The 13,826-nt window shown below is 53.2% G+C and carries 10 protein-coding genes; all 10 read right to left on the bottom strand.

The window, feature by feature from the left end; all coding sequences use genetic code 11:
* Positions 1-12: 12 nt before the first annotated feature.
* Positions 13-294, bottom strand: a complete 282-nt coding sequence (locus LOK74_RS06640; RefSeq protein WP_230045864.1) for a DUF503 domain-containing protein — start codon at positions 292-294, stop codon at positions 13-15.
* The gene (gene infB, locus LOK74_RS06635) at positions 294-2,705 is read right to left on the bottom strand and encodes a translation initiation factor IF-2 (protein ID WP_230045863.1); all 2,412 of its coding nucleotides are present in this window, start codon (positions 2,703-2,705) and stop codon (positions 294-296) included. Before infB ends, LOK74_RS06640 begins: the two co-directional genes overlap by 1 nt.
* A gap of 11 nt (positions 2,706-2,716) precedes the next feature.
* Positions 2,717-3,004, bottom strand: a complete 288-nt coding sequence (locus tag LOK74_RS06630) for a YlxQ family RNA-binding protein (protein WP_338148663.1) — start codon at positions 3,002-3,004, stop codon at positions 2,717-2,719.
* 17 nt (positions 3,005-3,021) lie between these two features.
* Positions 3,022-3,312, bottom strand: a complete 291-nt coding sequence (gene rnpM, locus LOK74_RS06625; RefSeq protein ID WP_230045861.1) for an RNase P modulator RnpM — start codon at positions 3,310-3,312, stop codon at positions 3,022-3,024.
* Positions 3,309-4,406, bottom strand: a complete 1,098-nt coding sequence (gene nusA, locus LOK74_RS06620) for a transcription termination factor NusA (RefSeq protein WP_230045860.1) — start codon at positions 4,404-4,406, stop codon at positions 3,309-3,311. The genes rnpM and nusA overlap by 4 nt, the downstream gene beginning before the upstream one ends.
* 24 nt (positions 4,407-4,430) lie before the next feature.
* Positions 4,431-4,889 carry a ribosome maturation factor RimP gene (rimP, locus tag LOK74_RS06615; RefSeq protein ID WP_230045859.1) on the bottom strand — a complete coding sequence of 153 codons (459 nt, stop codon included), beginning with the start codon at positions 4,887-4,889 and terminating at the stop codon, positions 4,431-4,433.
* A gap of 169 nt (positions 4,890-5,058) precedes the next feature.
* Positions 5,059-9,372 (bottom strand): PolC-type DNA polymerase III, encoded by a 4,314-nt coding sequence (locus LOK74_RS06610; protein ID WP_230045858.1) that lies wholly within the window; start codon positions 9,370-9,372, stop codon positions 5,059-5,061.
* Between the two features lie 259 nt (positions 9,373-9,631).
* Positions 9,632-11,386 (bottom strand): proline--tRNA ligase, encoded by a 1,755-nt coding sequence (locus LOK74_RS06605; protein ID WP_230045857.1) that lies wholly within the window; start codon positions 11,384-11,386, stop codon positions 9,632-9,634.
* Between the two features lie 66 nt (positions 11,387-11,452).
* On the bottom strand, positions 11,453-12,508 hold the full coding sequence (gene ispG / locus LOK74_RS06600) for a flavodoxin-dependent (E)-4-hydroxy-3-methylbut-2-enyl-diphosphate synthase (RefSeq protein WP_230045856.1): 1,056 nt from the start codon (positions 12,506-12,508) through the stop codon (positions 11,453-11,455).
* Between the two features lie 36 nt (positions 12,509-12,544).
* Complete coding sequence (rseP, locus tag LOK74_RS06595; protein WP_230045855.1) at positions 12,545-13,816, bottom strand: RIP metalloprotease RseP; 1,272 nt, start codon at positions 13,814-13,816, stop codon at positions 12,545-12,547.
* Positions 13,817-13,826 lie beyond the last annotated feature (10 nt).

Below are 13,826 nucleotides of genomic sequence, written 5' to 3'. Positions count from 1 at the left end.
CCGGTAGACGCCTTACTCGTAGTATTCCGTAACGTGATCGATCAACTCTGCATTGGGAACCATTTCTACCATTTGGATAACTTGTGTCAGTTCCCGCTGCAAAAAGGAGATCTCATTGGCAACGGCAGCGATAACCAGTTCGGTACGCTGCCATTGCTCTAAATAGGCGACTTCCGCCACGGATACATTAAACTTGTTGCGCAAGCGGGCAATGACGCTTTTCACGATCGACCGCTTTTCTTTCAGCGATTGGCAGGCGGGCAGATGCAGTTCCACTCGCGCTACCCCAACCATCAGGCCTTCACTTCCTCCATGACAAAGGCTTCGATGATATCTCCTTCTTTGATGTCATTGTAGCGTTCCAAAGTGATCCCGCATTCATATCCGGACGCTACCTCTTTGACATCATCCTTATACCGCTTCAGGGTATCCAGTTTGCCCTCGTAGATAACCACTCCATCGCGGATGACGCGGGCACCGGCATCCCGGGTGATTTTTCCTTCCGTTACATAGCAGCCGGCGATGTTGCCCACTTTGGAAACTTTGAACACCTGGCGAACTTCCGCCTGACCGATAATCGCTTCTTTAAACACAGGATCAAGCATCCCTTTGAGAGCCGACTCGATCTCTTCGATCACGTTGTAAATCACGCGATGCAGACGGATATCGATTTTTTCCTGTTCCGCCATGCTGCGGGCGTTTGGCTCTGGGCGTACGTTAAAGCCAATCACAATCGCATTAGATGCATTAGCCAAGGTAATGTCAGATTCTGTGATCGCTCCAACGCCAGTGTGGATGATCTTGATACGTGTCCCGTTTACTTCAATTTTTTCCAGAGACCCACGGAGAGCTTCAACCGATCCTTGTACGTCCGCTTTGACGATCAGGTTCAGTTCTTTGATATCGCCTTCCTGGATCTGCTGGAACAGGTCGTCGAGCGAGACGCGCGAATTAGCCCGTCGCTCCGATTCCCGCAGTTTGGCACCGCGTGCTTCGCCAATGGCACGTGCCTTTTTCTCATCTTCGAAGACCATGAACTGGTCTCCTGCTTGCGGCACATCATGCAGCCCGGTGATCTCCACAGGGGTAGACGGACCAGCTTCCTTCAGACGGCGTCCCTTGTCGTTTACCATCGCGCGTACACGACCGTAGGTATGACCGACCACGATCGGATCACCCACTTTGAGCGTGCCATGCTGGACGAGGATGGTAGCCACCGGACCACGTCCTTTGTCTAACTCTGCTTCCACCACAGTGCCGCGTGCGCGTTTGTTCGGATTTGCCTTGTACTCCTGAACCTCCGCTACCAGCAAGATGTATTCCAGCAGTTCTTCCAGGCCGCTCCGTTCCTTGGCGGAAATCGGGCAAAAGATCGTGTCTCCGCCCCACTCTTCCGCGACCAGCTCATATTCGGTCAGTTCCTGTTTCACCCGATCCGGGTTGGCTTCCGGCTTATCGACTTTATTGACGGCCACGATAATCGGCACATTCGCCGCTTTGGCGTGACTGATCGCCTCCACTGTCTGTGGCTTCACTCCATCGTCTGCCGCGACTACCAAGATCGTAATATCGGTGATTTGCGCTCCGCGCGCCCGCATGGTGGTAAAAGCGGCGTGTCCCGGAGTATCGAGGAAGGTAATCTTCTTCCCTTTTACTTCGACCTGATAGGCGCCGATATGCTGGGTGATTCCGCCAGCTTCGCCAGCGACTACATTAGCAGAGCGAATAGCATCAAGCAGAGTCGTTTTCCCATGGTCGACGTGACCCATGATCGTGACCACGGGGGGACGTTCCACCAGTTCTTCCGGTGCATCCACTTCTTCGATGGTCTCGAAGTTGGTCTCATCAATCACGATTTTTTCTTCTACTTCTACGTTGTATTCCGCGCAAACCAACTCGATCGTGTCTCTGTCCAGATCTTGATTGATCGTGGCCATCACACCAAGTATAAACAGCTTTTTAATGATCTCCGCCGGTTCTTTGCGCAGTTTTTTGGCCAGCTCGGCTACTGTCAGCGATTCGGTAAAAGTGATTTTGGCTGGTGGTTCCATTACAGGCCTGTGTTCACGGTGCCCACCGCGGCGGTTGTCGTTACGGCGGCTGTTTTTGTTAAAGGGGGGATTCTTCCGCGACTCTTCGTAGGTCTTCTTGCCGGTTGGTCCTTTTTTGATCTTCTCCCGCTTTTCCATCCCAACTTTTGGAGGGATTTTTACCTTGTCTTCAAATTCCTCGGCAGGCTTGGCATTCTGAGCGGCTGCCTGCTTCGGCTGATTGGCCTGTTTGCTGCGGTCTGTCTGTTTTCCCGTTTGGTTTCTCATATCGTTGGCTCTTCGCTCCTGATTCTTCCCCTGGTTTTGCCTGTGACGTTCCGGACGATTTCCTTTTGGTCTGTCACCGCTGCGATTTTGCTCTCTTTTCTCACCCGATTGAACGTGCTTGCCAGTGTCATGCGCCGGTTTTGTCTCTCCTGTTTGCTGCCCCTGTTTTGGTCTCTGCCCGTTAGCCGTTCCCCCTGTCCTATTGTCGGTCGGGCGGGGCGCCGATGCGCGCAGCTTGGCCAGATGCTGCTCCACCTTGTTAATCATCTCTTGATCCATCACACTCATATGATTGGCCACTTCTATATTCAAGCGTTTTAACAGTGTAATGATTTCCTTGCTACTCATATTGTGTTTTTTTGCGTATTCGTACACGCGTGTCTTCATACAATCACCCCTTATGGATTCGGTGTGAGAAGGCGCCGGATGCGATCCGCCAGATTGTCGTCCGTAACAGCCAAGACGACCCGCGCCTCCTTGCCGATCGCCCGTCCCAGTTGGTACCGGTCGGAGGCGGTATGACAGGGCACCTCATAGTAACGGCACTTGTCCGTTACTTTCTTCGCCGTATTGGCCGAGGCATCCGAGGCGAGCAACACCAGCCTCGCCTTGCCGCTGCGGACGGCATCTATGACGGAATCTTCCCCACTGATCAGTTTGCGTGCCCGCATCGTAAGCCCCAGCATCTGCAGCAGCTTCTCGCTCACTTGCCGATCATCTCCTGCCAGTTCTGGCGAAACTGATCGTACTGCTCTTGCGTAATACTCATGTTAAGGGCTCGCTCCAGCACTTTCTTCCATTTGCCGGATGCAAAGGTATCCGGCGTCCGACAGGTTTCGCTGCGGCACACGTACGTCCCTCTGCCCGCCGCCTTGCCAGTTAGATCGATCACAATCTCCTCCTGCGGTGTACGCACGATGCGCAGCAGTTCCTTTTTGGGAAACATCTCCTGACAGACGATGCATTTTCTCAGCGGGACTTTCTTCACTCTCATTGGACTTCCACATCCTCCGATAGCTCGGTATCAGGATCTTTTGGATAGAGAATGCCTTCCTCTTCCGCCTGGCTCTCACTCTTGATATCAATTTTCCAACCGGTTAGCTTTGCAGCCAGCCGGGCGTTTTGCCCTCGCTTGCCAATCGCCAGGGATAGCTGGTAGTCTGGCACAATCACGCGGGTCATTTTATCTGCGGCGTTTACTTCTACGTGGAGTACTTTGGAGGGACTAAGCGCGTTGGCTACATACTCCGCCGGGTCTTCCGACCAGCGAACAATATCGATCTTCTCCCCTTTCAACTCGCTGACGATCGCTTGCACCCGCATTCCTTTGGGACCGACACAGGCGCCAACCGGATCGACATCGGGGTTGACCGAATGAACCGCGATCTTGGAACGGTCGCCCGCCTCTCGCGCCACCGATTTGATCTCGACCACACCGTCGTAAATTTCCGGGACTTCCAGCTCGAATAACCGCTTTAACAAACCGGGATGAGTGCGGGAGACCACGATTTGTGGTCCTTTTGTCGTTTTTTCCACTTTAATGATATAGGCCTTGATGCGATCTTGCGGCTTGAAGTCATCGGTGGGCATTTTTTCCGTCAGCGGCATCACCGCTTCCGTCTTGCCAAGGTCGATGTAATAGTTGCGGGCATCTTGTCGCTGGACCACTCCGGTGATGATATCTTCTTCTCTCTCGACAAACTCGCTGTAGATAAGTCCTCGCTCTGCTTCGCGGATGCGCTGGGTCACCACTTGTTTCGCTGTCTGGGCGGCGATCCGGCCAAAATCGCGTGGCGTTACTTCCAATTCTACGATGTCATCCAGGTGGTAGTTGGGGTCAATCTCCTGGGCTGCTTCCAAAGAGATTTCCAGCCGCGAGTCAAGAACGTCTTCCACCACGGTTTTACGGGCAAACACGCGCACTTGTCCGGTGTGCCGATTAACGTCGACGCGCACGTTTTGTGCGGAGTTGAAGTTTCGTTTGTATCCTGAGATCAAGGCAGCCTCGATCGCTTCAATCAAGACATCTTTAGAGATTCCTTTCTCTCGTTCAATTTCGTGCAGTGCATCCATAAAATCGGCATTCATGTTTTTCTTGGCTCCTCCTTTCAACTAAAAGACGATCGCCGTTCGCGCCTCGCTGATCTGATCCAAGGGAATCACGAACGACTGCTTCGCCTCTTTCACCGTAAGCTGATCGCCGTCATACGAGACGAGTTCACCTTCGAAGACAGTATGGCCTTCGAGCGGTTGCTTTGTGGTGATATGTACGTGTTTGCCAACCGCCTTGCGAAAGTCTTTCTCCTGCCGCAGCGGACGCTCGGCTCCGGGGGACGATACCTCCAGGAAGTAGGCGTTGGGAATCGGATCTATCTCGTCCAGGCGTTGGCTCAACCGTTCGCTGACAACACCGCACTCGTCGATGTCAATGCTGCCGGTCTCATTATCGATGTAGACCCGGAGAAACCAGTTGCCCCCCTCCTTGACGTACTCGATCTCTACCAGTTCCAGCTTCAATTCGTCGAGAATCGGTTGAACCAGATCTGCCACGATTTCCGTTACCTTACTCAAAAAAGTACCTCCCTTGTTGTACGTTTTTGTTAAGCCAGAAAGAAAGAGTGGGTTTCCCCACTCTCCATCAGCGATATCACCAGTATTTCCAAAAAAATTATAGCATAACATTGTGCAACTGACAACCTAGGCAAAAGGAGGGGTTTCTCTCGTCCCGTCGGCGCATTCCTCAGAACAGAGATAACTGATTGGACTCAGGCAGATCGGCAAGTGCTCCCTGTTCGTCGAGGTACTCCAGAATCGTTTTGGAGATACGAGAGCGCGTCAGCAAGTCCTCTTTTGACAAAAACTCCCCTTCTCCCCTTGCCTTGACAATGCTGATCGCCGCATTGGTACCGAGACCGGGCAGCGCGTTGAACGGGGCGAGCAAACTGTCGCCCTCAATCAAGAACTTGCTCGCATCGGAGCGATAGAGATTTACATTTTGGAAGCGGAAGCCGCGTTCTACCATCTCCAGTGCCATCTCCAGTACGGTCAGCAGTGATTTTTCCTTCGGTTGGGCATCGTGTCCTTTTGCCTCAATCTCCTCAATCTTTTGCCGGATGGCTGATGCCCCCTTGGTCATCAGCGGAATGTCAAAGTCATCGGCGCGAACCGTAAAGTATGTGGCGTAGAACTCTAGCGGATAATGCACCTTGAAATAAGCAATTCGCACCGCCATCATCACGTATGCCGTTGCGTGCGCTTTTGGAAACATATACTTGATCTTTTGACACGAATCGATGTACCAGTCTGGGACGTCATTGCGGCGCATCTCTTCCTGATCCTCTTCGCTAACCCCTTTCCCTTTACGGACGGACTCCATGATCTTGAACGCACGGGAGGGCTCTAAACCTTTATAGATGAGATACACCATGATGTCGTCCCGACAGCCGATCACGTCGGACAATTTACAGACGTTGTTGCGGATCAGTTCCTGTGCGTTGTTCAGCCAAACATCGGTGCCGTGGGACAGGCCGGAGATCTGCACCAGTTCGGCAAAGGTTGTCGGTTTCGTATCTTCCAGCATCTGACGGACAAACTTGGTACCAAACTCAGGAATGCCAAGTGTGCCAAGGTTAGTCCGGATTTGCTCAGGAGTAACACCCAGGGCTTCCGTCGAGCTGAAGATCGACATCGTCTTGGGATCGTCGAGCGGAATCGTCTTGGGATCGATCCCTGTCAAGTCCTGCAGCATCCGAATCACCGTGGGATCGTCGTGTCCCAGAATGTCCAGCTTTAGCAGATTGTCGTGGATGGAGTGGAAGTCGAAATGCGTTGTCCGCCACTCTGATCCGCTGTCATCTGCCGGGAATTGAATCGGGCAGAAATCTTCAATCTCCATGTAGTCTGGTACGACGATGATTCCTCCCGGGTGCTGACCGGTCGTCCGTTTAACGCCGGTACAACCGTTAACCATTCGCGCGATTTCGGCGTTGCGCAGCACAAGTCCGCGCTCTTCGGCAAATTTGCGAACGTACCCGTAGGCCGTCTTCTCTGCAACAGTGCCGATTGTGCCTGCGCGGTACACATTGTCTACCCCGAACAACTCCTGTGTATACTTGTGGGCCCTCGGTTGGTAATCACCGGAAAAGTTGAGATCGATATCAGGCACCTTGTCCCCCTTGAAGCCGAGAAACGTCTCAAACGGAATGTCCTGTCCATCTTTGTGATAGCGTGATCCGCACTGCGGACAATCTTTCTCCGGCAGGTCGAATCCAGAACCAATCGATCCGTCCGTGATAAACTCGCTGTGTTTGCAATCGGGGCAGCGATAATGCGGCGGAAGCGGGTTTACCTCTGTAATCTCCGACATGGTAGCTACAAAGGAGGAGCCGACCGAACCTCGCGAACCGACCAGATACCCGTCCTGCAGCGACTTGGTCACCAGACGCTGTGAGATCAGATAGATCACGCTAAACCCGTGTTTAATAATGCTGGACAGCTCTTTTTCCAACCGCTGCTCCACTATCTCAGGCAGTGGCTCGCCATACAGCTGCCGGGCCTTGTCGTAACACATCTGGCGAAGTTCATCATCAGCGCCATCGATAACAGGCGTGTACAGTTTGTCCGGGATCGGGCAAACATCCTCGATCATCTCGGCAATCTGGTTGGTTGCGGTCACAACGATCTGCTCGGCCATCTCTTCACCCAGGTAGCTAAACGCTTCCAGCATCTCATCGGTGGTCATCAGAAAGAGCGGTGGTTGATTCTGAGCATCCGGGTCGCCTTGTGACAGCAAAAACACCTCGCGGAATACCGCATCCTGCGGGTTGAGATAATGAACATCGCCGGTAGCTGCGACCGGTTTGTTCAGCTTCTGGGCCACTTCAATCAGCTTTTGATGATAATCCTTGATCGCATCCAACGATGGGATCGTCTCGTTGCGCAGCAGCGGCTGGTAGTGCCTCGGCGGCTGCAGCTCGATAAAGTCGTAAAATGCAGCAATTTCCGCCAGCTCATCAACGTTTTTACCGCGCAGCAGTGCCTGAAACAGTTCTCCTTCTTTGCAAGCTGTGCCGATCAACAATCCTTCGCGGAACTTATGCAATTGACTGCGTTGAATCCGCGGCACCCGGTAGAACGTCTCTACATGGGAGCGGCTGACCAGCTTGTACAAGTTTTTCAGGCCGGCCTGGTTTTGCACCAGGATCGTAGCGTGAAAAGGGCGGGAACTTTTATAATCCGCCGTCGCGTTGCTCCGTTCGTTCAGGGCTGCCAGACTGGTGATGCCTGCTTCCCGGAGGTCTTTCAGCATTTGCTGAAAGACACGTGCCAACGCAACCGTGTCATCCAATGCGCGGTGGGCGTTAATCAGCTCCACATTAAACTTTTTGGCTAGTGTACCTAGACGGTAGTTGCGCATACCGCTGTAAAGCATTCGAGCCAACGGCAAAGTGTCCAAGAAGGGATTGTTCCATGGTTCCATGCCGATACGCTGGGCGCAGGCGTTGATAAAGCCCTGGTCAAACTTGGCATTATGCGCCACCAGTACTGCATCCCCCGTGTACTCCTTAAACTTGCGCAAAACGACATCGATCGTCTCTTTTCCGGCCAGCATTTCATTGGTGATCCCGGTAATCTCCGTGGTCTTTGCCCCAATCGGTATCTGCGGATCGATCAGTTCCGACCACTCGTCGATGATCTCACCCCCCCGCATTTTCACGGCGGCGATTTCAATGATCGTATGTTCGGTAGGATTGAGACCGGTTGTCTCCGTATCAAATACCACATAGGTCGTCTCATCGTTGATTGGCCGGTCATTGCTGCCCGACGGATCCAGATTGTACACCACGTCAATCCCATCTTCTACCACATAGGCTTCCATCCCGAGGATGCACTTGATGTTATTCTTTTTGGCCAGACTGTACGCTTCCGGATAAGCTTGCACAACGCCATGGTCCGTAACGGCAATAGCCGAATGGCCCCACTTGGCTGCTGTTCCAATCAAGGCTTTGAGCGAAGCCACTCCGTCCAAGGCGCTCATCGGGGTATGACAATGCAGTTCCACCCGTTTTCGCTCTGCGGTATCGCGACGGCCGAGCTGCTCAATCTGGTTGATGTCATTGGCGGTCATCACCAATTCGCGCATGTATGTATCGTGCTGGACATTGCCGCGAACTTTCAGCCACATGCCGTCTTTTAGCGCTGCCAGCAGCTTGACATCTTCTTTGTCGCGGGAAAAGATCTTTACCGCAATGGAATCGGTATAATCGGTCACGTTAAACGTCAGCAAGTGGCGTCCACTTTTCAATTCTCTCAGCTCTGATTGAAACACCGTCCCTTGGATAACGATCCGCCGTTCTTCCTCTTGGATCTGCTTGATCGGAACCGGATCGTCCTTGATCTCGTAGCCAATCATCAGTGTTGTGATCGCTTCCGGCTGTGCGTCGTTTTGCGCTTCTTTTTCTGCCTGGGCGCTGATCACCTCTTGGACCAGGGCCCGCTCTTCCTCCATTCGCTGTTCCAGGAAGGCGCGATAGGTGTCGTCACTTTCATCAGTGGCGAAGAGAAACTGCGGTGCCAGTTGGGAAACCCGCAGAAAGGCTGCCTGCAGGACCTGATCCGCCTGCTTTCGCTTAGCCAGTTCCACAGCCATCTCGGTTGGCAACATGATTTTTACAGCTTGCCCCTGTATCTGCCAGCGGCTCGCTTTCAGCGGCCCAGCGAGGGAGTTCAAATCCTGCTCAGCATGACCGATGATGAGATCCCAATATTCCTGCATCAATACGTCAAGAACCGGTGTTTCCTGGTAGCGTATCAACGCCTCCGCATTGGCGATATGGGAAAAAGTTTGCTTCAAACGCATCTGAAACGCCTGGTAGACGTCTGCAGGGAGCAGGCGCTCCAATGTAAGCGTGAATAACCATCTTTTGTTTTGTTTGTACAGTTCCAGCTTATCGATCCGACCTTGCCGAAAATAGGCATCGATCCAATTCTCCGGTATTTCCAATTGTTTCAGCAGGAGAGCAAACCGCTGCAGTTGTTCCTCTGTTGCTGCCATCAAAACCACCTCACTTACCTCGAAAAATCCCTTGTTTTGATATGCTGGCCCTCGCGAATTCTCGTGGTTGGCCATACATACATATCTCCGCTCGTTCACAGGACGAATGAACAGCTGACGATTGAAGGGCTGTTGATGCACGATTACGCGCACGGTTACAGACAGCCCGAAAAATCTCAGTGTGATCAGTCAGCGCGATCAAGAAAAAGAGGCACTCCTGTATAAGGAGCACCTCCTACCCTTTCGACAGAATCCTGCACTATTCCTGCCTGGAACGTGCGAATGTTGTCGCCGACTCGCCCAGTTTGGCCAGATGTTCCTGGACAAATGCCGCTAGTTTTTCGATTTCTACTTCATGTGTCTCGCCGGTGCAGCGAACCCGTACTTCGACCAAACCTTCCTGGGCTTTGTCCGAGACCGTTATCCTGAGCGGCAGTCCGATCAAGTCAGCGTCCTTGAACTTCACCCCAGCCCTTTCCGGACGATCGTCGTAAAGCACTTCCACTCCTGCAGCCGTCAGTGCATCGGTAATCCGTTCACTGGTGAGGCGTTGCTCGTCCACCTTGGCATTGATCGGAATCACATGTACATGGAACGGCGCAATCGAAACCGGCCAGATGATGCCGTTTTCGTCGTGATATTGTTCGATCACGGCTGCTGCGATCCGGGAAATCCCGATCCCATAGCAGCCCATCACCATCTCCTGGGATCGTCCGTTTTCATCGAGGAAGGTAACACCCAGCGGCTTCGAATACTTGGTTCCCAGTTTGAATACATGGCCTACCTCGATCCCGCGGGCAAAAGCGATCTTGCCGCCGCCGCGCGGACAGTCATCTCCCTCCTTGATGTTGCGCAGATCAGCGTAACGGGCAACGGTAAAATCGCGGCCCGGCACCACATGTTGATAGTGGTAATCTGCTTCATTCGCTCCGGCTACCCCGTCTGTCACATCTTGCACATAGTTGTCGGCTACAATCTCCACTTTCTGGGGATCCAGACCAAATGGACCGACGAAACCAGCGGGAGCGCCTGTCAAGCTGCGAATCTCTTCGTCACTGGCCAGTCGGATATCAACCGCATCGAACAAGTTTTTCAACTTCACTTCGTTCAGTTCGTGATCGCCTCGTACTAATGCCATCACCAGTTTGTCATCGACACGATAGAGCAGGCTTTTGACGATCTGAGCGGAATCTGTGCCAAGCGAGGCTTGCAACTGCTCAATAGTGCGGACACTGGGTGTGTGAATCTTTTCCATCGCGGGCACATCTTGTTTTGGCTTGTCCGATGGCTTGTAAACCACCTCTGCCTTTTCCAAGTTGGCCGCATATGTTCCCTCGGTGGAATAGGCAATCGTATCTTCACCGATATCGCACAAAGCCATGAACTCATAGGTGCCGGTCCCACCGATGGAGCCTGCATCCGCCTCTACAGCACGGAAATTGAGGCCAATACGGGTAAAAATCCGCGTATAGGCGTCAAACATCGCCTCGAAGCTCTTGTTCAGCCCTTCCCAGCTGGTATCGAAGGAGTATGCGTCTTTCATGATGAATTCGCGGCAGCGAATCAAACCGAAGCGCGGCCTCACCTCATCGCGGAACTTGGTCTGAATCTGGTACAGGTTGATCGGCAGTTTTTTATATGAGTTGACATCATCCCGAACCAGGCTGCTGATCACCTCTTCATGGGTAGGACCAAGGGCGAAACGCCGCTCATGGCGATCTTTCAACCGCACCAATTCCGGTCCATACGCCTCCCATCTGCCGCTTTCCTCCCATAGCTCTGCGGGCTGCATCGCCGGCATCAAAATCTCCTGTGCCCCGGCTCTGTTCATCTCCTCACGAACAATCGCCTGGATTTTTTGAATCACCCGCAGACCGAGCGGCAGGTACGAGTAGATCCCGGAAGCCAACTGGCGTGCCAAACCGGCGCGCAGCAGCAGCTTATGGCTGGCGATCTCAGCGTCCGACGGTACCTCCCGTAGGGTAGGAATAAGATATTGACTCTGCTTTAACACGTAATCGTTCCTCCTTCTCAAACCACAACCGACTTTCTGTCCTGTGGGCTGTATGACAAAGGTGTGCTACACCATCGTGTTAATCTCTTTCATCAACTCTTCAAACAATTCGTCTTCTTTTACTTTCCGAACAATCTCACCGTTGCGGAAAATCAATCCTTCACCGTTTCCACCGGCAACGCCGACGTCGGCCTCACGCGCTTCTCCCGGGCCGTTGACCGCGCAGCCCATTACCGCAATCTTCAGCGGTTTTTTGATGTTGGCTACGGCATCCTCCACTTTGGTTGCAAGCCCGATCAGGTCGATGGCGCAGCGACCGCAGGAAGGGCAGGCAATCACAATCGGATCGTTGTTGACGATGTCCAGACTGCGCAGAATCTGCTTCCCTACCTTGATCTCCTCGACCGGATCAGCTGTGAGTGAAACACGGATCGTATCACCAATGCCCATCGAGAGCACGGTACCGATGCCAACCGCCGACTTGATTCCCCCGGAAAACGGCGTGCCTGCCTCGGTTACTCCGACGTGCAGCGGATAAGGTCGCTTCTCGGCCATGAGCGAGTATGTTTCAATCATGGTCGGCACATCGGACGACTTGAGTGAGATCACAATCTTGTCGTAATTTAGTTCTTCCAAAATCTCCACGTGGTTCATCGCACTTTCCACGATCGCCTCCGGGCTGGGATAGCCGTACTTTTCCAACAGCCGTTTCTCGACAGAACCGGAGTTGACGCCGATGCGGATCGGCACGTTTCGATCGCGGCACGCTTCCACGACTGCTTTCGTTTTCTCCTTGGACCCGATATTACCAGGATTGATCCGGATTTTGTCAATCCCGCTCTCCAAAGCAAGCAGCGCCAATCGATGGTCGAAGTGAATGTCTGCAACCAGCGGAAGAGGGGAACGCTCCTTGATTGGTTTGATCGCACGTGCCGCGTCTTCGTTGACCACCGCCAGGCGCACCACCTGGCAGCCCGCCTGGTGCAGACGATTGATCTGCTCCAGCGTTCCTTCCACATCACGGGTATCCGTAGTCGTCATCGATTGAATCACGACACTTTTTTGACCACCGATCTGTACATCTCCCACAAATACCGGTTTCGTCTCCTCACGTTTGTACACGCCAGGCACCTTCCTTTTCGTAGTCTTTTCTGCTCTCTATCCTGTAAAGATAAACCGCTGCAAGTCGTTCCACGTGACAACGAGAATCAGCAACATTAAAAACGCGAAACCGAGGAAGTGCACCATCCCTTCCTTTTGTGGATCAACCGGACGACCTCGGAGCGCTTCTACACCCAGAAAAGCGAGTCGCCCGCCATCCAGTGCCGGAAGCGGCAGCAAGTTAAACAAACCGAGATTGATGCTTAACACAGCGGCCCACCTGATGAGAATCTCCAGGCCCTGTTGAGCAAACTCTCCCGTCATCTTGAAGATGCCGACTGGTCCGCTGAGATCCTCCAAGCCCACCGCACCGGTAAACAGCATCGCCAGATTGGTCAGAATCAGCGCGGTGTATTCATATGTGGCATACGCCCCGTACTTGACAGCAGCCCAAGGCGAATAGGTGATCGTACTGTAAACCATGATCTGCCCAATGTTGTCTTTACTGCCTACGGTAACCTCAAAACTCTTCTTCGTACCGTTCCGTTCCACCTCAAAGGTGAGAGTTTCGTTCGGAGACTGGCTGACGATCTCAACGATCTGCCGCCAACTCTTGACAGGGGTCCCTTCTATGGACAAAACCCGGTCTCCTTCCAACAATCCCGCCTGTGCCGCCGGGCCGCCGGGCTTCACCTCACCCAGTAGGGGTTTGCTGTTGGGCACACCGAAAATCAACCCCAAAGACGCCAAAAGAACAAAGGCAAGCAAAAAGTTGGCTGCCGGTCCGGCGAAGATCGCCCAGAATCTCTGCCCCACTGTTTTCCCGCGAAACTGGCGGTTATAGGGGGCGATCTGTACCTCCTGATCTGCAAACACCAAGTGAGCTTGGGGATGAACCGGGTAACTTGTCTGTCCTTCATCCGTCTCCAGCGTCAGGGTCAGCTTATGTTCAAGGTCGTAATGGACGATTGTACCACGGACATGGCGCTTTTCATTCCACTGCTTGGGATCGAGGAGCAGACGCGAGACACGCCCTTCTTGATCCAATTCTACGGCAATCTCCATCCTAGGTTTCAACACGTCTAGTTCGGGGTCTTCGCCAGCCATTCGGACAAGTCCGCCAATCGGCAGCGCTCGGACGGTGTACTCCGTCTCCCCCCGCTTGAACCGAAATATCTTTGGGCCCATCCCGAGAGCAAACTCCCGACAGAGGATGCCCGCACGTTTGGCCAGCAGGAAGTGGCCCAGCTCATGGACCAGCACCAGCAAGCTGAAGACCACGATGATTGCAAGAATCGATTCAAACGAATCCAAGCTAGGTAAAGGCAAAGGGGTAGCC

This window comes from Brevibacillus humidisoli (assembly GCF_020923435.1).
GTDB classification, from domain to species: Bacteria; Bacillota; Bacilli; order Brevibacillales; family Brevibacillaceae; genus Brevibacillus_E; species Brevibacillus_E humidisoli.
This window is presented reverse-complemented; position numbering and strand designations above follow the sequence as displayed.